This is a genomic window from Pantoea sp. EA-12, assembly GCF_030053355.1.
GTDB lineage: Bacteria > Pseudomonadota > Gammaproteobacteria > Enterobacterales > Enterobacteriaceae > Pantoea > Pantoea vagans_C.
In genome coordinates this window covers 1-20,471 of the sequence record NZ_JASGBY010000002.1, presented here as the reverse complement: position 1 = coordinate 20,471, position 20,471 = coordinate 1, and the positions used below count along the sequence as shown (strand labels likewise).

Here is a 20,471-nt window from a genome sequence, read left to right as displayed (position 1 = left end):
CATGAGATGAGTCAGACACAACGCCAGCTTCGGCTGGGAGCGATTATTCAGGGCGTATCCGGCAATATGTCGGCATGGCGTCATCCCGATGCGATAGCGGATGCCAGCATCAATGTCGATTATGTGCTGGATCTGGCGCGCAAAGCGGAACAGGCGAAAATCGATTTCCTCTTTGTTGCGGACGGGCTGTACATCACAGCGCAATCGATCCCGCATTTTCTGAACCGATTCGAGCCAATTACCTTGTTGTCGGCACTGTCGTTGGTGACGCAGAAAATCGGTTTAGTCGCGACGCTCTCTACTTCGTACAGCGAACCCTTTACCGTGGCCCGTCAGTTTGCCAGCCTCGACCAGTTAAGCGGTGGCCGGGTGGGCTGGAATGTCGTCACGTCTCCGCTGGAAGGGTCGGCAAAAAACTTCTCGCGTGATACGCATCCTGAACATGACGAACGTTATCGTGTTGCCAGCGAATATCTTCAGGTGACGAAAGGATTGTGGGATTCATGGGAAGAGGATGCTTTTGTGCGTGATAAAGCCAGCGGTCAATTTTTTGATCATGACAAGCTGCATACGCTGAATCACAAGGGCAAATACTTTGCGGTGCAGGGGCCGTTAAATGTGGGGCGCTCACCGCAAGGACGACCGATCGTGTTCCAGGCAGGCGCCTCTGAAGCGGGTAAAGCCTTTGCGGCGGAAGCGGCGGATGCCATCTACACCCGTCAGGAGACGTTAGCAGAGGCGCGTGCATTCCGTGAAGATGTGCGCCGTCGTCTGGTCGCTCGGGGTCGTGATGCCGATGACATTCGCGTGTTCCAGGGTATCAGCGTGATTATTGGCGATAGCGAGGAGGATGCGGAACGCCGTTATCAACAGACCGCCGAGTTGGTCACCATCGATAAAGCGCTGGAGTATCTGGGGCGTTATTTCGAACATCACGATTTCAGCCAGTATCCTCTGGAAGCACCGTTCCCGGATATTGGCGATCTGGGTGAGAACAGCTTCCGCAGCACGACGGACAAGATTAAACAGAACGCACGGGAACGCGGTTTAACTTTACGTCAGGCCGCGCTGGAAGAAGCCACGCCGCGCCCCAGTTTCCTCGGCACTGCCGAGCAGGTTGCTGACGGTTTAGCGCAGTGGTTCCTGGAAGGCGGCACGGATGGTTTTATCGTACGCGGCGGCACACCAACGGCATTTGATGATTTCGTGACGCAGGTGATTCCACTGTTGCAGGCGCGCGGGATTTATCGCACCGAATATGAGGGCGATACCTTGCGGGAAAATCTGGGGTTAGCCACGCCAGAAAACCAGTTCGCCGCCCAGCGCCGTCAGCAGGTGGCATGACATGTTGGTCGCCGTAAATGGCGTACAGTCAAACGATTGACGTTAACGCCGTCTGGGGCCGCACCGTGGCTGGCGGTCCTCGCGCCGCTGTCGCGGTGCCTTCACTTCACTCATCTGCCTTAACGGAACGGTGCCGATGGAACATCCATGTTCCAGCGCCACCTTTCGCCCGCGTCCTGCGGGCTCTCCTGGCAGACTCACTCCGTTCAGCGCTGCGGATGCCTGCCCCGGTGCGGCTCCAGCCAGCTCATCAGCCTCAGTGCGCGTTGTCAAAAAGGGCACATTGCCTGAGGCCATGACGCCTCTGCTGCCCCCTCAGGGCTATCCGCAGCGCTGAGACTTTTACGTTGGGCCAGGAGCCCCACGCGGGGAGGCGTGGGGCAGTTCGCGGCCGACCATGGATGGTCATCCGCGAACGGTCCGTCCGGCACGACGTGGAAGTCGAAGGTACCGCTTTAGCGGCGCGAGGACGGCCCAGAGGGGGCAGTAGTGGCGGCAGAGCCCGCACAGAAAAGACAGGCCACTTATCAATAAGCAGCCTGAGTTGTTTACTGACGAGTATTACGTCATAAATGGCGACCTTAAAGCACAGTCACACCATACTCCGCCGCCTGATCCTCCCAGGCTTGCACCTCATCGTAAAACGCTCGTTCTGGTACTGCGAATCCGCTAATCAAACTCTGCACCATCAGCGGCTGGTACTGTTTCGCCGAGGTCAGTTCGTTCAGCGCACTGCGCAACTGCTCAAGCGTAGAAGCTTCCGTTTTGGCCGAGGTGATCAGTGGTAGCGCGGCACACAGCGGCGTTTCGCCAATGATCTCCAGCCCACTCAGTTCTGCAGGATAATGCGCACGCAACAGCGCCCAGGTGATGCAGTCAATCGCCGCCACATCCGCGCGATTATCGCGCAGCGCCGCCAGCGACTGACGGTGGCTGCCACTCAGCAGCGTTTCACTAAAGAAGGTACCTTGCTGCGCCAGCGGGGCGACCAGATAACGCAATGCGTTGTAACCTGAGTGCGAATCAACACTGTTGCTCACCGCGCGGCGGCCGCGGAAATCGCTGAGTCTGAGGTTTTCATCTTCCTGACGTGCAACCAGCCAACTGCGGTAGCGAAATCCCTCACAGCCCTGTGCGCTGGACTGAAACGCCCCGACCAACTGTACATCGGGCAGTAACGCCACAAATGGATAGCCGCAGGTTTGACTTAGTAACAGATTCTCATCGCGCCAGTGGGGTAACAGGTCTGTGTGCCATTCGACCTCAGCCTGCACGCCGCGTTGTGCCAGCAGCGTCGTTAGCGCTGAGGTCAGGCCGAGCGTCGTCGGGTGATGGATATCGTACATCGGTAAAGAGATGATCGGCATGCTGTGCATCCTTGTGTGTCCCCGGATGGGCGTTGACATTGACCGGTTGGCGCCAAAAGCGCGTTAACCACTCGCCATAACCTGCGACGCGAAAACCCTGGTTGCGCTGATGATAGCCTTCGCGATACAGCAGATAGACTTTACGCAACCCGTACCACGGCAATCCGGGCAGATCGTGATGTACAGAATGATAGTTGAGATTCAGAAACAGCAAGCGCCATGGCCATGCGGCTTCGTTATTCACCGAGCGTGCCAGCGGCGCGTCTTCGGCGCGATGTTCATAGAAAGATCGCACTTTGGTGAGCGCCAGTGCGGGGTAACTCACGGCAGTAACAAACCACAGTGGTGAGAATCCTTGCTGCTGCATCCAGTAAAACAGGCCCGCCAGCAAGGTCAAGTGAATCAACCACATGGCAATGTCTGCCCGCGCCCGTGCCTGCACCAGGATCTTCATCGTCGCCGCGATATCCAGCAGCGGCCCCAGCAATAATCGTCCGGGAAAGGTATTGCGGAGGTGAATCACGCGTTGTTGCCAGGGCTTGAGTTGTGCCCAACGTTCAGGGGACAAGTAATAGGTTTCTGGATCTTCATGCGGCTCGGTCAGGCTGTGGTTGCGATGGTGCGCCAGATGCGAATCGCGATATAAACCAAAGGGATACCACACTGCCAGCGGTAAGGTCCCCAGCAGCTGATTGAAACGCGGGTAGCGCGTGGGATGGCCGTGGATCAGTTCATGCTGCAGCGACATGTACCAGGTCGTCAGTACGATCAGCAGCAGGGTGGAGGCGAACAGTCCCAGCGTTTGCCAGAACATCACGCATGCAAACCAGCCGCTATACACGGTGATGATTAACAACCAAGTGGGCAACTCACTGCGCCACAGCCAGCTGCGCGCCAGTTGATGCACCACGGCGCGTTGTTGTCCGTTGATATAATCGTTAGCCATGAAGATAAATAAACCTGCGATGCGCTGAAATTACCTGCACGATGCGACAACCCTGTTCGCGACACAAAGACCGTGTTTTTATGACTTATGCAAAAAAGTTGATGAAGCGCGCGAAAACTATTGGCTATCAGTCACCTCACGCCTGGCGTAACCTCTCTCCATCGAAACTTAATCTATTACGTGCGGGCGAGTCTGGCCCACGAGGAGAAATTCACCATGAAAAAAATTGGCTTCTTATCCTTTGGTCACTGGACCCCGTCTTCACAGTCTGCCACTCGTTCCGCGCAGGATGTGTTATTGCAGTCCATCGATTTAGCTGTCGCCGCTGAAGAGCTGGGCGCTGATGGGGCTTACTTCCGCGTTCACCACTTTGCGCGTCAGCTAAGTTCACCTTTCCCGCTGCTGGCGGCGGTGGGTGCAAAAACCAATCGCATCGAAATCGGTACTGGCGTGATCGACATGCGCTATGAAAACCCGCTGTATATGGCGGAGGATGCCGGTGCGGCAGACTTGATCTCTAACGGGCGTCTGCAGCTGGGCTTAAGCCGTGGCTCCCCAGAGCAGGTAATTGAAGGTTATCGCTACTTTGGTTTTAACCCGAAAGAGGGCGAAACCGATGCCGACATGGGTCGTCGTCACACCGAAGAGTTGCTGGAAGTGCTGCGCGGTGAAGGTTTTGCTAAACCGAATCCACAGCCGATGTTCCCGAACCCGCCGGGTCTGCTGCGTCTGGAGCCATTCTCGGAAGGGCTGCGTGAGCGTATCTGGTGGGGCTCAGGTTCAAATGCCACTTCCGTATGGGCAGCGCAGCAGGGCATGAATCTGCAAAGTTCAACGCTGAAGGATGACGAAACTGGCGAACCGTTCCACATCCAGCAGGCGAAACAGATTCGTGCATACCGCGAAGCATGGGAAGCAGCAGGTCACCAGCGCACGCCGCGTGTATCCGTGAGCCGCAGTATCTTTGCGCTCACCAACGACATCGACCGTGCTTACTTTGGTCGCAGCGGACAGGATCAGGATTCCGTGGGCTTCCTTGATGAGAAAACCCGCGCCATCTTCGGTCGTAGCTACGCCGCTGAGCCAGAGCAACTGATCAAACAGCTGGCGCAGGACGAAGCGATTGCCGAAGCGGATACGCTGCTGCTCACCATCCCGAACCAGTTGGGCGTGGATTACTGTGCGCATGTGATGGAAAGCATTTTGACCCATGTCGCGCCGGAATTAGGCTGGCGTTAATCTTCGCAGGGCGTGCTTAGCACGCTCTTGCAGAATGACAATTTATAATAACCCCAATAACTCTTAAGATTGCATTTTAGGGTTATTGGGGTTATTTTGTTGTTTTCAGGACGCATCAGGGCAACGACATGGATAGCAGGTCATTAATGGCTGAGATTAAAGCTGATGGATGGGAGCTGATTCGAGTTAACGGTAGCCACCACCATTTTGTGCATCCCTCCAAGAAGGGCTTGGTAACGATTCCTCACCCCAAAAAAGATTTGCCCATTAAAACGGTGAAAAGTATTCGCAAACAGGCCGGGCTGATCGTCCACTAATTTGAGAGAGGTAAACCATGTTCTATCCGATTGCGATTGAAGCGGGTGATGAAAACACGGCGTATGGTGTAACGGTGCCCGATTTGCCAGGTTGCTTTTCCGCAGGTGACACGCTGGAAGAAGCGGTGAAAAATGCGAAAGAGGCGATCATTGGTCATCTGGAACTGATGGTAGAGTTAGAGCAAGATATCCCAGCAGTGTCAGAATTAAAAAGCGTGATGAAAGATCCGGCTTTTTCCGGCTATGTTTGGGTGTTAGTGGAAGTCGATGTGACGCGCATTCTCGGTGGTTCGGAGAAAATTAATGTGACGTTACCGAAGTTGTTGATTGATCGTATCGACCGCTGTGTTGCTACTCATCCCGAGTTTAAAACTCGCTCAGGTTTTCTCGCTCAGGTCGCACTGGAGCGCATTGCAAAAACCCGCTGATTAGGGCCTTGTACGATATTTTTTTAGGCCGCCCCTACAGACCACGATGACCTCATGTAGGGGCGCCATTGATGGCGACCGCTTTCCCTATTTTACGCCTAACTCCCACCATAACTTGTCCAGCGCGTAGTAGCGATCGCGCTCGCTTTCGGGCTGGTTCAGGTCACGTTTCCAGGGTTTAGCCAAAATGAAATGCAGGTTTTTCACCTCATCTTCGCGCCACATCGCGCTGTGCTGGAACGGCAGCGTCTTCAGCGCGTTATAGATATAGGGCAACGGCAGCCAACGGTTCTCAAAGACCTCGTTCAACAAATCCTGCTCTGAGAATGGATAGCGGCGCAAATCGTCTATGGCCGCGACTTTCTGCTGAAGCCACGCGAACACGCCCTGATCCGGTTTAAGCACCAGAAAACCGCCGTTGAGATATCGATCCAGCGTTGCTGGCGCGGCTTTACCACGATCTTGCCAGGTGTAATGGCAATTCTCGGGCTGCCAACTGGCGGGATAGCTGGCGATCTGATTGGGATTGCAGCGGCAGGCGTGACAGGCCGCCAGAGCGTTATCGCCCAAATCCAGGGTAAAAAGTTCGTCCATATTGCGCAGTACCAGCATGTCGGCATCGAGAAACACCACCCGATCGCAGCCAGTGAGTTCCCAGGCGCGCAGCTTGCTCCACACTTCACCGAATTGCGCAGAGGCATAATGCTGTTCGAGTTCTGCGTTGGGCATTAAAGGCTCAACCGGATGAATCACACAGCCTAACGCTTGCAAGTCTTCGCGGGTGGCAACATCAATCGCGTCGGTGACCATCACGATCAGCGGCCACTGCGTTTCGCTGCGCTTTAGCGAGCGGTGTAGCGCTTTCACGCCAATAAAGTAGTCCGGCTGCGTTAGCAGCGTTACCCAGGCAAACATAATTTCTCTCCCCGTACCCTTCATACTTCAAATTGCAGGTGCGTTGGCTGCGTGCATTCACCTCAGTCACTTACTTCAGTAAGCTCCTGAGGATTCTTGCACTTGCCGCCTTCCTGAAGCTCGAATTATTTTGGGTATAAACATTTAATCAAACAAAGCCGTGACATAGTCATTGCTAAAACGGTGCTGCGGATCGAGCCGATCGCGCACTGCACGGAAAGCATCCCACTGTGGGTAGATCGCCCGCCAGCTGTAACGCTGTGGATCGTAGTATTTGCCCCAGTGTGGACGTCCACCTTCTGCCGCCAGCAGTTTTTCCACTTCCGTCAGAAAATGCAGGCCATCTTGTGACAGTGAACCGTCATCGGCGTAATAGACCACAAAGCCAAAGAAGCAGGTCGGCTGCGCATAGGCAGGGCTGAGCCAGGCGTCAGACGCGCCGGTGCAGCGCAGGATGATGGGATAGTGCATATGCGGATGATTCTGCGCGTACCAGGCTTTGATTTTGCTGATAATCGCGGGGGTCTTATCCAGTGGGACACCGATCTCCACGTTGATTTGCGGCACCGCGATACCACGACAAAACAGCTGGTAGATATCACCGCTCACATCGGTGAAATCACGAAAGCGGGTGACGGTACGAAACTGCTTACCGCCTTTACCCTCGATTTGCGTGTCACGGTGCATCTGCGCCAGCGTTTGATCGATAGTGTCGTTGAGGCTGCTGTCGGTCTCATCACCGTGTTCAATCACCTCGCGCTGATTGGCATACCATGTCTCCGCATCCTGTGACATGGCTGGATTCGCGTTCCACACGTGCATCAGGTTGTCATCCACAAACCACCAGGCTTTGCTCAATTCATACTGTTGATTCCAGTGCAGCAAATCCTGCTCAAGCGAATCTGCAGACGTGGCGAATTTGTGGCAGGTAAACAGCCGAAACGGGCGGGTGCGCAGCGTGATCGCAGTCACCAGACCCAATGCACCCAGCGAAGTTTGTGCGGCGGAGAAATCGTCCTCCTCCCGATGAAATACGCGTACGCTGCCGTCGGCTAACACCATGCGGATAGCGAGCGCTTCATCCGCCAGTGAGCTTTGCCCCAGTCCCTGGCCGTGCGTACCCGTGGCCATGGCACCGGCCAGCGTTTGCACTGCGATGACCCCGGGGGAGGAAGCCAGCATGCGATCCATTGCGGTCAGCGTGTCATAAACCGCTTGTAAAGGCGTGCCCGCGGCAAAGGTCACGCTTTCAGCATCCTGCGCCAGCAGACCACTGAAAAGGCTGAGATCGATCAACACATCGTCGGGATTGACACACAGCATGCGACCGGGAGACAAACGGCTGCCCGTGACGCGCACTTTGCCTTTTGTACTCTGCATCAATTGCTGCAGTTCGGCTTCATTTTGCGGCTGAAAAACCTGGCTGCGCTGACCCACCACGGTGTTCTGCGCCCAGTTCCACAGCTTGCAGTCACGCTCGGTGTTTTGCGTGTTGCGAAGAGGGTAAAGGAGGGGATCTTTGTTCACTACGGCGTTCCTTAGACTGAGGTCTGTGACGGTCCCAAGGCTTTAAGCGTAGACCATCACAGCACTGCCCATGTCTAAGGCGCTTTACGGATATAACGCATAGTGGCTGTGACAGCCAGTTGGCGGTTACGGCGGATGCTGTCCTCTTCCGTGTCATCAGGCGTAAACAGGAAATGGAAGGTGTAACGGTTGGCCACATGGTGCACACAGATACTGCTGAGTAAGCGGTGGACGTCAACGGTGTTGAGGCCATCGATAAAGACGCCTTGCTGCTGCCCGCGTGTCAGGATGTCATCCAGCAGATCGAGGGTACTTTTGTTCAGCGCTTTGATGCGTTCTGACTGCACAATGTAGCGGCCGCGCAACAGGTTCTCGGTACACACCAGGCGCATAAAGTCTTGATGCGTAGCATGATAATCAAAGCTGGCTTCTACCAGTTTTATCATCGCCTGTTCAGGTTCCATTTTGGCAAGATTCAGCCCTGTTTCATGCTCGCGGATCGCCTGGTAAACCTGCTCCAGAACTTCGATGTACAACTTCTCTTTATTGACGAAGTGATACACCACCATACGTTTGGTGGTTTGTGCGAGCTCAGCGATCTGCTCAAGACGTGCGCCCTGCATGCCAAACTCGGCAAATGTCTTTAGGGCACCCGCTAAGATGCGTTTTTTTAGCCCTTCAGGGTCATTTTTACGTTTAGTAGTGGTGTCAGACATAGCGCTCAATATCAATCCAATCAAAACGTCATGGTATCACAGCCAGATTGTCGCTTGTTGCGATGGGAGCGGCTGCGTGTCTTTATTCATTTAAGGAATAGCTTTTCCAGATAAATCATAATGCAGGAATAAGCATCTGCGTATACTGCGGCTAACTGTTCATCACGACAGTGTACTTTGACGACCGCAATGATAACTATCAGGAAATACTTTATGCACACACGCCTGGCTTCTGCCAAAAATAAATTCTTGTTATCCGCTGGCGCGTTACTGCTGGCCAGCACGGTTTTGGCTCCACTCTCGCTGGCCCACGCCGCAGATAAAACCTCAGTGAAATCCGTGTTTAACAAGGTTTACAAGGGCACGGGCGAAACGGCCTGGTAAGGAAAGAGCATGGCGGTATTCTCAGGGGCCGAAACGCCTTTCCACGCCGTGGCGCGTGGGGTGGTGGAAAATGCACAAGACCGTGAACGTGTTGCGCGAGACGACGTTAGCGTGGTGCGTTTACAGGGCGTTTCCCGCCAGTTTGGGCAAACCCAGGCGCTGCGTGACGTCTCGCTGACGGTACAAAAGGGCGAGATTTTGGGCTTGATTGGCCGCAGCGGCGCGGGCAAATCCACGCTGATTCGTTGTCTGAATGGGCTGGAGCAACCTGATGAAGGCGTCATCGAAATTGAAGGCCGGAACATTACCGGCCTGTCGGAAAAACAGCTGCAAACCGTGCGCAGCCGCGTGGGCATGGTGTTCCAGCACTTCAATTTGTTGTCAGCGAAAACCGTGACGCAAAACGTGGCGTTGCCGCTGAAGATTGCCGGTCTGGATAAAGTGCAACGTCATCGACGCGTGGCTGAATTGCTCGAACTGGTGGGATTGACGGATAAGGCGCAACACTACCCGGCGGCGCTGTCAGGCGGACAGAAACAGCGTGTCGGCATTGCCCGTGCACTGGCGGCCAGCCCGGCACTGTTGCTGTGTGATGAAGCGACCTCGGCGCTTGATCCCGAAACCACCCGATCGATTCTGGCCTTACTGAAGTCGCTGAATCAGAAACTCGGCATCACCATTCTGCTTATCACCCATGAGATGGAGGTGATCAAATCGGTGGCGCATCGTGTCGCGGTGATTAATGCCGGTGAGATCGTCGAACAAGGCCCGGTGTGGCAGGTGTTTGCCCATCCGCAGTCCGATCTCACCCGTTCCATGCTGCGTGGTTTGCTACCACAGTTGCCGGAGGCGCTTGCCGCCCGTATCAGCGCGCAAAAACAGGGTGAGGCTATCTATAGCGTGCATTATGCCGGTGAAGATGCGCAGGGCGATCTGCTGACCCGCTTTGCCGCCGCGTTACCGGGCAAATTCCGTCTGTTACAGGGTGGCATCGACCATATTCAGCACTATGCCGTGGTGCGCTTCTTTATTGCGCTGCCGGCGAGCAACACGGCCGATGAACAGCAGATTCTTAGCTGGCTGCATACGCAGCAGGCACAAGTGGAGTTAGTGGGCTATGTCGCCAGTGATGATTGATTTACTGCTCAATGCGTTGGGCGAAACGGTATTGATGACGACCATTTCCGGGCTGTTCTCGCTGGTGGCCGGGCTGCCGTTAGGGTTGATTCTGGTGATGACCAGTGCGGGCGGGATTGCGGAGCATCGTGGCATCAACCGTGTGCTAGGGCTGATCATCAATGGCTTCCGGTCCCTGCCATTTATTATTCTGCTGGTGGCACTGATCCCGTTTACCCGGTTTTTGGTGGGCACTTCACTGGGCACCTGGGCGGCCATTGTGCCGCTGTCGATCACCGCAACGCCTTATTTTGCGCGCGTGGCGGAAGTGTCGCTGCGTGATGTCGATCGCGGACTGATCGATGCTGTGCGCGCCATGGGGGCCAGCAAGCTGCGGATTGTCTGGGATGTGCTGATACCGGAAGCGTTGCCCGGCATTCTGTCTGGTTTTGTCGTGACGCTGGTGGCCTTGATTGGTGCATCAGCGATGGCGGGGGCGATCGGTGCCGGGGGGCTGGGCGATCTGGCTATCCGTTATGGCTACCAGCGCTTTGAAACCTCAGTGATGATTGCGGTGATCGCGGTGTTGATTGTGCTGGTGTGCGGTATTCAGTGGCTGGGCGATCGGCTGGTGCAATGTATCGACAGACGGCATTAACAGGTTGCGCGATAAATCGCGCCGCTACCGTCATGTGCATAGCATGCCGATGTCGGCGCCTTGCGGTTCACGTCTGTTGTAGCGGCGCAATTTATTGCGCAGATAACCCGCCCCCTGGTTGTGCATTTTCCCGCAATCCTTATCACTATTTCTTTTTAAACATCAGCAGCTAACGCGCTTAGAGTGAGGGCAACGTCTTGCCTCAGGAGAATCCGTTATGCCGCTGAACACACTTCAGCTCACGCTTGAAAGTCATCTCGAAAAACACAGCGCCGACTATATCGCCGTGGCTAAATCCATTTTTGCCAGACCGGAAACCGGTAACAACGAATATTTTGCCAGTGAGCAACTGACCAACTTACTCAGCGCTCAGGGGTTTGAGGTCACCCGACATGTCGCCGGCCACGAAACCGCCTTTCATGCGGTGAAGGCCAGCATTAAACCGGGACCGACCATCGCCTTTCTCGCTGAATACGATGCGTTAATCGGTATTGGCCATGCCTGCGGTCACAACCTGATTGGAACCACCAGCGTGGCCGCGGCGATTGCCTTGTCGCAGGTGCTGGATCAGACCGGTGGCCGCGTCGTGGTGCTGGGTACGCCAGCAGAAGAAGGCGGCTTAGCGGGGCCGGGCGGGCCCAAAGGCAACGTGAAGAAGCGTTTCGTTGAGGCCGGGTTACTGGAGGATGTGGATGCGGCGCTGATGGTGCATCCCGCTGGCAAAACGCGTCTCACGGAAGCCACTCTGGCAAACAACCATCTTTACTTCCATTTCTATGGCAAACCCTCGCATGCCGCCAGCGCGCCGCATGAAGGTATCAATGCGCTGGATGCGCTGGTGCTGCTCTATAACGGTATTAGCGTCTTGCGCCAGCAACTGCCCGATGGCGTGCGTGTGCACGGCATTATCACCGATGGCGGCCAGGCCCCCAATGTGATCCCGGAATACGCAGCAGCGCACTACTACATCCGTGCCGATAGCCGTGAGCAGGTGGAAGCACTGGAGCCACGCCTGCGCGCGATTGCTGAAGGCGTGGCGCTGGCCACCGGAACACGTGTGGAGATTGATCATCAAATTGGTCCACGCGATTTCAAACGCAATCCAGCGCTGGATGCGCTGCTGCTGGAAGCGTTGCGTGCAGCCGGTGAAGAGGTAGATCTGTCGCCACAACGCAATAAAGTCTCGACCGATGCCGGGGATATCAGCCACGCGGTGCCGACTGCGCACCCCTGGCTGAAGATCGGCCCCGACGATTTGATTTTCCACACTGTGCCGTTCCGTGAGGCGGCCAATTCTGAACGCGGTTATCAGGCATTGCTAATCGGCGCACGTACGCTGGCCCGCACTGGATTACGTCTGCTTATTGATGCCGATGCGCTTCACGCCGTTAAAGCAGATTTCGCGCGCCAGGCCTAAAGGGGATCGTTATGTCACAACCTCATCGTAGAAAATTGAAAACATTAGTCGGTGCCAGCAGTGTGATTTCAGCGGGCAATGACACCCAGCCGGGCGTGGGTATCGCGCGCGCCATTGAGCTGGCAAAAATCGCCGAGCGCGAAAAAATTACCGGGCTGTTCACCGCAGATTTGCTGCAGGCCGATCCGGCGGGCTTAGCTGGCACCACCGGCACACAGGACCCATTGATTGCCCTGGCCGCGTTAAGTCAGGTGACATCGCAGATCGGGTTGATCGCTACCGTCAGCACCAGCTGGTTGCATCCTTATCATTTAGCGCGTCAGGTTGGCACCCTGGACCATATCAGCGGTGGCCGAGCGGGATGGAACGCTGTGACCTCATCAGTCGGTGAAGAGAACTTCGGTGAAAGCCAACTGCCCCCGCCACAGGAGCGCTATGCGCGCGCCACCGAGTTTATTGAAGTGATGAATGCCCTGTATGACGCCAACGAACGTGCAGCGGTGCAGCGCACGGCCAGCGGTGGCATCCGCCTCGATCACAAAAAGCTGCATCCTATTCACTATCGGGGCGACTTCTTCCAGGTGGCAGGTCCACTGAATGTGCCGCCACCGCCGCAGCGACGTCCGGTGCAGTTTCAGGCCGGGCAATCCGAGGCGGGTGTGACGCTGGGCGCACGCTATGCTGAGGTGATTTACACTTCGCAGCCTACCTTCGAGGCGGCACAGCAATTTGTCGCGGATGTTCAGCAGCGTGCACGTCGTTTTGGCCGCGAACAGAATACCCCTCTGATCATGAACTCATTTCACGCCATCATTGGCGACAGTGAGGCGGATGTGGCGCGTCGGTTACGGGATAAACACGAGAAAATTAACTACGAGCAGGGCAGGCTGCGCGTAGCGGATATGCTGGGAGGGGAAGTGGATCTGCGTGAAGTGCCGCTGGACCAACCGTTACCCGGCGCGTTAATTCCCCAGTTGGAACAGGTACACCGGCGCCAGGGACGTGCCGCCATCTTCCGGCAGTATGCACTGGAAGGTTTGACATTGCGTGAGTTGATCATCAAAGCCGAAGAGACCGGGCACTGGTTTGTTGCCGGTACGCCGGAACAGCTTGCCGATGCCATTGAACAGCGCTACCACGCAGGCGTGCTGGATGTGATCTCATTGCACGGCTTGGGTAATCCGGACCAGCAAGATTTACTGCTGAATGGTTTACTGCCCGAACTGCGCCGCCGCAATTTGCTGGACACCGACTATCAAGGTAATGACTTCCGCAGCAGCCTGGAACTGGCTCCGCTACTTAAAGCCACCGACTAACATCTCTTGCTTTAAGAAGGCCCTTCCAGAACAGCGGGAAGGGTTTTTTTTTTGGAAACCTGCTCCACAAATCATTTCAGAACAGATGCCCTCCGGGCAATACCCGACCACACTGCCTATCGCATTGAACCTATATAGCATTTGACCTATATCGATGAGGGCGTATTATGTGGCAGATAATAACAACAGACACTTTTGATCAATGGTTAATGACGCTAGGCGACACGGATCGAGCATGTGTCATCGCGGCAATGTTGGTTTTACGCCAGGCAGGGCCTGGATTAAGCAGGCCTTATGCAGACACAATTAAAGGTTCTCGCTACAGCAATATGAAAGAGTTGCGTGTACAGAGCAAAGGCAGTCCCATTCGGGCTTTTTATGCTTTTGATCCGTGGCGAAAAGGTATTTTGCTTTGCGCTGGTCATAAGGCTGGCAATGAAAAACGATTTTATAAAGAGATGATTACACAAGCAGATCAAGAGTTTACTCAACATCTCAATCGCAGCGAATTTAAGGAGTAATGTGATGGGCAGAACACTCGAACAGATTCTTACGGCTGAAAAACCTGAAGTGGTCGCGGATGCCAACGTCATGGCTGAAGACATTCTGCTGAATATACATCTTGCAGAGCTTCGCGAACGTGTAAGCAAAACGCAGGTGGAAATGGCACAGGCGCTAAGCATCAAACAACCAACGGTGGCCGGAATGGAAAAACCAGGGCGCGATCTCAAACTTTCCACACTGAAACGTTATGTTGAAGCGGCTGGTGGCAAGCTCCGCCTGGATGTTGAACTGCCTGACGGGTCGCATTTTGAGTTTGTTGTATAGCGATTAACACCACAAAACATCTTATTAGGCTGAGTTTGTGACGGGACTATGTATCAGCCAACACGTTCACTGCTGCAAGGAAAGACCCTCCAAAACGACAAAACCCCGCTCAGGTTTCCCTGAGCGGGGTTTTTGAATTTGGCTCCTCTGACTGGACTCGAACCAGTGACATACGGATTAACAGTCCGCCGTTCTACCGACTGAACTACAGAGGAATCGTGTGAACGAGGCGCATATTAGCGATGCCGATCTGCGTTGTCAAAGCCCTATCGCACACTTCTGGTTTAAGTGCGCGTAAAAGCAGCGGAATGCTGCTTTTCTGCCTTGAATGTGCAGATTTCAAACTGCCAACAAGATCTCACTTTAAGCGCATTTCCTTTGAGATGTTAGAGGCGTGTCAAAGTTTTGTTATTTGCCGATTTTAAAACAATCATTTCAGTGCTTTTATGATGAAAATTTCAAATGATGATCAGATGAAACAAATGAACTGCTTATCATCACGGGCGAAACGAGTTTCCTGACCTGAAACGTCATTTTGAAAATAACTTGTTGATAAGTAAGATGTTGCAACAAGGAGCTGTACGGAATCGATAGCGTTAGACCAGAAGCCTTACCTCTACAACCAGATAAATAACGCCAGCGACGTTGAGTGAATGTAAAAAATTTTTTTCATTCGTCGTATCAGCCAACTGCGCATGTTAACGAATAAGAAGGGTTACCCATGAAATTCAAAAAAGCGTTAGTGACTTCCCTGTTAGCTTGCATGTTACCTGCCGCAGTAATGGCGAAAGACCTTCAGGTGGGCGTTTCAATGGCGCTGTTTGATGACAACTTCCTCACCATTCTGCGTACCGGTATGCAGAAAGAGATGACCAAAGATGGCATTAAAGGTCAGGTCGAAGATGCCAAAGGCGACGTTTCACAGCAGCTGCAACAGGTACAGAACTTCATTGGTCAGGGTGTAGACGCCATCATCGTCAACCCGGTTGATACCAACGCCGTTAAACCGGTGATGGATGCGGCAACTAAAGCGGGCATTCCACTGATCTTCGTGAACCGTAAACCAGCCGGCGAACTGACTGACAAAATGGCCTATGTCGGTTCGGATTCTGAACTGGCGGGGCGTTTGCAGATGGAAGCGTTAGCCAAAGCAATGAACGGCAAAGGCAACGTCGCGATTCTGATGGGCGATCTCGCTAACGAATCCACCCGTGACCGTACCAAAGGGGTTGAAGCGGTGGTCGCTAAATATCCGGGCATCAAAGTGGTTCAGAAACAAACTGCCAAATTCACCCGCAACGACGCGGTGGACGTGGTGAGTAACTGGCTGACAGCCGGTGATGATATCCAGGCTATTGCGTCTAACAACGATGAAATGGCCATCGGTGCCTTGCAGGCGCTGGGTAAAAACCCGAACCACATTTTGATTGCTGGCGTGGATGGCACTCCAGATGCCTTGCAGATGCTGAAGAACGGCAAGATGGTTGCCACCGTATTCCAGGATGCGAAAGGTCAGGGTGAAGGTGCAGTTCAGGCAGCGATTAAACTGGCGAATGGCGAGAAAGTGGAAAAGATCATCAACATCCCTTACCAGCTGATCACCAAAGACAACATGGCGCAGTTCGAATCTCGTAACCAGAAATAATCGTTCCCGACTCAGCCGTACGGAGGTGATGTATGACCGCATTTGCGCTTGAAGCCGAAGGCATCAGCAAGTTCTTCCCCGGAGTGAAGGCACTCGACAATGTCTCATTGCGAATTAAACCGGGGTCGGTACATGCCCTGATGGGTGAAAATGGCGCGGGCAAATCCACTTTAATGAAATGCCTTATCGGGATGTATCGTCCCGATAAGGGCACCATCCGCATTAAAGGGGAGCCAGTTCAGTTTCAGGACACCATGGACGCATTGCGTTCTGGGATCTCGATGATCCACCAGGAGCTGAATCTGGTGCCTTATATGACTGTGGCCGAGAATATCTGGCTGGGTCGCGAACCGATGAAGTACGGCTTTGTTGACCATGCGTTGCTGAATAAGCAAACGCAGGAGCTGCTCAACAAACTTAATATCCGCCTCAAGGCGGATCGCATGGTCGGTGAACTGAGTATTGCCGCCCAGCAGATGGTGGAAATTGCCAAAGCGGTGTCGTGGAACTCTGACATCGTGATTATGGATGAACCGACCTCGGCACTGACGGAAACCGAAGTGGCGCATCTGTTTACCATCATCCGTGACCTGCGCGAGCAGGGTAAAGCCATCATTTATATCAGTCACAAAATGGATGAGATTTTCAGCATTACTGACGAGATAAGCATCTTCCGCGACGGCACATGGGTGGGCAGCAACAACACCACTGAATTTACCCGCCAGTCGCTGATTACCCAGATGGTGGGACGCGAACTGACACAGCTGTTCCCGAAATTTAACGGCGAAATCGGACAAGACGTGCTGACGGTGCGTAACCTCACCTGTAAAGACCGTTTCACCGACATCAACTTCTCGGTACGCAAAGGTGAAATCCTTGGCGTGGCGGGTTTAGTCGGCGCGGGACGCAGTGAAGTCATGGAAAGTTTATTCGGTATGGAAAGCTTCGATAGCGGGGAAGTGCTGATCGATGGCGTTCCAGTCAAGATTGATTCGCCTTCAACGGCGATTGAAAAGGGTATGGCCTTCCTGACGGAAGACCGTAAAAAATCCGGGCTGTTCCTGGTGTTGTCGGTGATGGAGAACATGAGCATCGTCAACATGCCGGATTACGTCAGTAAAGCTGGTTTCGTTAGCCACATGAAGATGGCGCAGGACTGCATGGAGCAGATCCGCAAACTCAATATTAAAACGCCGACCATGGATCAGATCATCAACAACCTCAGTGGCGGTAATCAGCAGAAGGTGCTGATTGCGCGTTGGCTGCTGGCACAACCGAAGATCCTGATCCTCGACGAACCGACACGCGGTATTGATGTCGGGGCAAAAGCCGAGATTTATCGCTTAATCAGCGAACTGGCAAACCGGGGTGTCGCCATCATTATGGTGTCCTCTGAACTGCCTGAAATTCTTGGTATGAGCGACCGCGTGATGGTGATGCACGGCGGGCGTATAACTGGCATCCTCGATAAAGAAGAGGCCAATCAGGAAACCATTTTGTCGTTGGCATCCGAGTGAGGCGCGAGACATCTATGAGTAACGTAAAAATTACGGCCCCGCAGGCCGCAGAATCGACTTCCTTCTTTGGCAACCTGCGCCATAAGTTGCCGAAAGATACCGGCATCTTTGTGGTGATGTTAGGGATTGCTTTGATTTTCGAAATTGCAGGCTGGTACGTACGTGACCAATCTTTCCTGCTCAACACCAACCGCCTGGTTCTGATCGTTCTCCAGGTTGCCATTATCGGCATTATCGCGGTGGGGGTGACGCAAGTCATCATCACTACGGGTATCGATCTGTCATCCGGTTCGGTCATCGCACTGACCGCGGTGGTCGCGGCCAGTCTGGCGCAAACCTCGGACAGCTTGTCACCGATGTACCCGTCATTAGTTAACCTGCCAGCCGTGATTCCGATTGTGGCCGGTATTGGTGTGGGTTTATTGTGTGGTGTGATGAACGGTTTTCTGATTACCAAAACCGGGATTCCTCCTTTCATTGCCACACTGGGCATGATGGTGTCGGCACGTGGTCTGGCGCAATATTACACCCAAGGTAACCCGATCAGCTTCCTGTCAGATGGTTTCACCTCCATCGGCCAGGGCGCGATGCCGGTGATTATCTTCCTGGTGGTGGCCTTCCTGTTCCACATTGCCCTGAAACATACGCGCTACGGCAAATATGTTTACGCGATTGGTGGCAACATGACGTCGGCCAAAGTATCCGGTATCAACGTCAACAAGTACCTGATCATCGTTTACACCATCGCCGGTGCGCTCTCTGGTTTAGCAGGTGTGGTGCTGGCGGCACGAGTCAGTAGCGGCCAGTCAAGCATGGGTATGGCCTATGAACTGGATGCGATTGCCGCAGCGGTTATCGGCGGTAGCAGCCTGATGGGCGGCGTAGGGCGCATCACCGGCACGCTGATTGGTGCGGTGATCCTGGGTCTGATTAAGAGCGGATTCACCTTTGTGGGTGTCGATGCCTACGTGCAGGACATCATTAAGGGCATCATTATCGTAGCGGCAGTGTCCATCGATATGCATAGAAACCGCAAGAAACGCTGATACGCTTCGTCCTTCACACTGTAACGGCGTTGGCTGCGCCCGTTTACCCTGGTCACATAGTGAACTATGCTCCCAGGGCTAAACGGGCTTGCCGCCTTGCTACAGCGCGAATTATTTTGCGTATAAGAATGCGATAATCGCGTCTAAAACCCCGCTAGATCGGTCCCCTCTCCCGCCTGCGGGAGAGGGTTAGGGTGAGGGTTGAAAGTGAAGAGACCAAATCCCTGCACAATAAGTTTTCCCACTGGTTGATCCTGTTCTTTTCCCCGCGTTTGCTTTCGATTTGACCCTTTCTGCTCATTTTTTGCCACTTCTGCACCATACCAGCACGGTTGGTCATCACTTTTTTGCACATCTGACACGCAGTTTGTGCACCAATAGAGTGCAAGGTGAGTTCTTTTTAAACACCTCGGGTCATGCATTGAACTTATTAACTCCTTCGAGGTAATCAGAAAGGCTTATTTTCCGGGCCGTTAGGAATAATCTGGATAGCCTTTTTTGCGTGCGGAATAAACCTGGCCTGCATATTGCAACTTCATGAACACAAGCCAGCAGGCTGAGACACCCATATTTGGGCATTCGGGGATTGACGGAGGCAATATGAACTTAAGACGACTGAAGTACTTTGTAAAAATCGTCGATATCGGCAGCCTGACTCAGGCAGCAGAAGTGTTGCACATCGCGCAGCCTGCGCTTAGCCAGCAAGTTGCAACGCTGGAAAATGAACTCGATCAGCAACTGCTGATCCGTACCAAACGCGGCGTCACGCCGACTGAAGCCGGTAAAATTCTTTATGCCCATGCCCGCACGATTTTACGTCAGTGTGAGCAAGCGCAGACCGCAGTGATTAATGCCGGTCAGGCACTGAATGGTCAGGTATCCATTGGTCTGGCACCGGGTACGGCCGCATCATCTTTGACCATGCCGCTGCTGCAAACTGTGCGTGAGCAATTCCCTGATGTGTTGGTGTATCTGCATGAAAACAGCGGCACTTCATTAAATGAAAAAGTGATGAACGGCCAGCTGGATATGGCGGTGCTGTACGATCGTGCGCCGACGGCGGGCATCAACAGTATTCCTTTGATGAAAGAAGAACTCTATCTGGTGGGCGCTACGGCCTGTCCGGGAGCCACCGTCGATCTGGCCGATGTCGCACAGATGAATCTGTTCCTGCCACGTGATTACAGCGCCGTGCGTAAACGTGTCGACGAAGCCTTTTCTCTGCGCCGCCTGAGCGCAAAAATTATTGGTGAGATTGAGTCAATCTCCACCCTGACAGCAGCCGTTTCAAGCGGAATGGGCGTGACCGTGCTGCCAGAGTCAGCGGCTCGCGCGCTGGTGAGTTCAACCCATGCGTGGATGGCGCGTATTAACAGCCCGTCACTAAATCTGCCTTTGTCATTAAACATCTCTGCACGTTTGCCGCTGTCGCCATCCGCGCAAGCGGTGAAAAATATTCTGCTGTCATTGCTGAATAAGCCGATGACCGAAGAACGCGAGTTGATGTTAGTGGGTTAAGCGTTGAAATATTGGATGTAAATTGTAGCGGCGCAATGGATTGCGTAATGCATGTCAGTTAAGCGGCAGACGATAACGCCGTCTGAGACCGCACCGGGGCTGGCGGTCCTCGCGCCGCTACGCGGTACCTTCACTTCACTCGTCTGCCTTACGGACCGGTGCCGATGGAACATCCATGTTCCAGCGCCACCTTTCGCCCGCGTCCTGCGGGCTCTCCTGGCATACTC

The 20,471-nt window shown here is 54.0% G+C and carries 20 protein-coding genes and 1 tRNA gene; 15 read left to right on the top strand and 6 right to left on the bottom strand.

Annotated elements, in window-relative coordinates; genetic code table 11:
* The first annotated feature begins 6 nt into the window (after positions 1-6).
* Positions 7-1,344, top strand: a complete 1,338-nt coding sequence (locus QMZ30_RS02835) for an LLM class flavin-dependent oxidoreductase (RefSeq protein WP_283226326.1) — start codon at positions 7-9, stop codon at positions 1,342-1,344.
* Positions 1,345-1,925: 581 nt separating this feature from the next.
* Here QMZ30_RS02835 and QMZ30_RS02830 read toward each other — a convergent pair.
* Positions 1,926-2,711 carry a phosphate/phosphite/phosphonate ABC transporter substrate-binding protein gene (locus tag QMZ30_RS02830; protein ID WP_502921464.1) on the bottom strand — a complete coding sequence of 262 codons (786 nt, stop codon included), beginning with the start codon at positions 2,709-2,711 and terminating at the stop codon, positions 1,926-1,928.
* Complete coding sequence (locus QMZ30_RS02825; protein WP_283226324.1) at positions 2,608-3,657, bottom strand: fatty acid desaturase; 1,050 nt, start codon at positions 3,655-3,657, stop codon at positions 2,608-2,610. The genes QMZ30_RS02830 and QMZ30_RS02825 overlap by 104 nt, the downstream gene beginning before the upstream one ends.
* 216 nt (positions 3,658-3,873) lie before the next feature.
* On the opposite strand from QMZ30_RS02825, the gene QMZ30_RS02820 reads away from it, so the two are divergent.
* From QMZ30_RS02820 to QMZ30_RS02810, 3 genes are all read left to right on the top strand, one after another.
* Positions 3,874-4,896, top strand: coding sequence for an LLM class flavin-dependent oxidoreductase (locus tag QMZ30_RS02820; RefSeq protein ID WP_283226323.1), 1,023 nt, complete (start codon positions 3,874-3,876; stop codon positions 4,894-4,896).
* A gap of 128 nt (positions 4,897-5,024) precedes the next feature.
* Positions 5,025-5,213, top strand: a complete 189-nt coding sequence (locus tag QMZ30_RS02815) for a type II toxin-antitoxin system HicA family toxin (RefSeq protein WP_039335104.1) — start codon at positions 5,025-5,027, stop codon at positions 5,211-5,213.
* A 17-nt stretch (positions 5,214-5,230) separates the two neighbouring features.
* A complete protein-coding gene (locus QMZ30_RS02810) occupies positions 5,231-5,641 on the top strand; it encodes a type II toxin-antitoxin system HicB family antitoxin (RefSeq protein ID WP_039335103.1) in 411 nt (136 codons plus the stop codon).
* A gap of 87 nt (positions 5,642-5,728) precedes the next feature.
* Here the strand turns inward: QMZ30_RS02810 and QMZ30_RS02805 are convergent, their stop codons facing one another.
* From QMZ30_RS02805 to QMZ30_RS02795, 3 genes are all read right to left on the bottom strand, one after another.
* Entirely contained in the window at positions 5,729-6,556 is an 828-nt protein-coding gene (locus tag QMZ30_RS02805; protein ID WP_283226322.1) for a glycosyltransferase family 8 protein, read from the bottom strand.
* Between the two features lie 144 nt (positions 6,557-6,700).
* Positions 6,701-8,083 carry a D-arabinono-1,4-lactone oxidase gene (locus tag QMZ30_RS02800; protein ID WP_283226321.1) on the bottom strand — a complete coding sequence of 461 codons (1,383 nt, stop codon included), beginning with the start codon at positions 8,081-8,083 and terminating at the stop codon, positions 6,701-6,703.
* A 74-nt stretch (positions 8,084-8,157) separates the two neighbouring features.
* Entirely contained in the window at positions 8,158-8,799 is a 642-nt protein-coding gene (locus QMZ30_RS02795) for a TetR/AcrR family transcriptional regulator (RefSeq protein WP_283226320.1), read from the bottom strand.
* Between the two features lie 213 nt (positions 8,800-9,012).
* Here QMZ30_RS02795 and QMZ30_RS02790 point away from each other — a divergent pair, with 213 nt between their 5' ends.
* The 7 genes from QMZ30_RS02790 (at position 9,013) to proR (ending at position 14,518) form a co-directional block, all read left to right on the top strand.
* A complete protein-coding gene (locus tag QMZ30_RS02790) occupies positions 9,013-9,183 on the top strand; it encodes a hypothetical protein (protein WP_283226319.1) in 171 nt (56 codons plus the stop codon).
* Between the two features lie 9 nt (positions 9,184-9,192).
* The gene (locus tag QMZ30_RS02785) at positions 9,193-10,320 is read left to right on the top strand and encodes a methionine ABC transporter ATP-binding protein (protein ID WP_283226318.1); all 1,128 of its coding nucleotides are present in this window, start codon (positions 9,193-9,195) and stop codon (positions 10,318-10,320) included.
* A complete protein-coding gene (locus QMZ30_RS02780; RefSeq protein ID WP_283226317.1) occupies positions 10,301-10,957 on the top strand; it encodes a methionine ABC transporter permease in 657 nt (218 codons plus the stop codon). Before QMZ30_RS02785 ends, QMZ30_RS02780 begins: the two co-directional genes overlap by 20 nt.
* 217 nt (positions 10,958-11,174) lie before the next feature.
* Entirely contained in the window at positions 11,175-12,374 is a 1,200-nt protein-coding gene (locus QMZ30_RS02775; protein WP_283226316.1) for a M20 family metallopeptidase, read from the top strand.
* An 11-nt stretch (positions 12,375-12,385) separates the two neighbouring features.
* Positions 12,386-13,690, top strand: a complete 1,305-nt coding sequence (locus QMZ30_RS02770) for an NtaA/DmoA family FMN-dependent monooxygenase (RefSeq protein ID WP_283226315.1) — start codon at positions 12,386-12,388, stop codon at positions 13,688-13,690.
* A gap of 167 nt (positions 13,691-13,857) precedes the next feature.
* Positions 13,858-14,211 (top strand): type II toxin-antitoxin system RelE/ParE family toxin, encoded by a 354-nt coding sequence (locus QMZ30_RS02765; RefSeq protein WP_283226314.1) that lies wholly within the window; start codon positions 13,858-13,860, stop codon positions 14,209-14,211.
* A gap of 4 nt (positions 14,212-14,215) precedes the next feature.
* Positions 14,216-14,518, top strand: a complete 303-nt coding sequence (proR, locus tag QMZ30_RS02760; protein ID WP_283226313.1) for a transcriptional regulator ProR — start codon at positions 14,216-14,218, stop codon at positions 14,516-14,518.
* A 139-nt stretch (positions 14,519-14,657) separates the two neighbouring features.
* Here proR and QMZ30_RS02755 read toward each other — a convergent pair.
* Positions 14,658-14,733: transfer RNA gene (locus QMZ30_RS02755), tRNA-Asn, on the bottom strand.
* Positions 14,734-15,239: 506 nt separating this feature from the next.
* On the opposite strand from QMZ30_RS02755, the gene QMZ30_RS02750 reads away from it, so the two are divergent.
* The 4 genes from QMZ30_RS02750 (at position 15,240) to nac (ending at position 20,244) form a co-directional block, all read left to right on the top strand.
* Complete coding sequence (locus QMZ30_RS02750; protein WP_039329051.1) at positions 15,240-16,163, top strand: sugar ABC transporter substrate-binding protein; 924 nt, start codon at positions 15,240-15,242, stop codon at positions 16,161-16,163.
* Between the two features lie 32 nt (positions 16,164-16,195).
* Positions 16,196-17,680 carry a sugar ABC transporter ATP-binding protein gene (locus tag QMZ30_RS02745; RefSeq protein WP_283226312.1) on the top strand — a complete coding sequence of 495 codons (1,485 nt, stop codon included), beginning with the start codon at positions 16,196-16,198 and terminating at the stop codon, positions 17,678-17,680.
* Between the two features lie 14 nt (positions 17,681-17,694).
* On the top strand, positions 17,695-18,726 hold the full coding sequence (locus QMZ30_RS02740) for an ABC transporter permease (RefSeq protein WP_039329049.1): 1,032 nt from the start codon (positions 17,695-17,697) through the stop codon (positions 18,724-18,726).
* A 600-nt stretch (positions 18,727-19,326) separates the two neighbouring features.
* Positions 19,327-20,244 (top strand): nitrogen assimilation transcriptional regulator NAC, encoded by a 918-nt coding sequence (nac, locus tag QMZ30_RS02735; RefSeq protein ID WP_034824624.1) that lies wholly within the window; start codon positions 19,327-19,329, stop codon positions 20,242-20,244.
* The last annotated feature ends 227 nt before the right edge of the window (positions 20,245-20,471 follow it).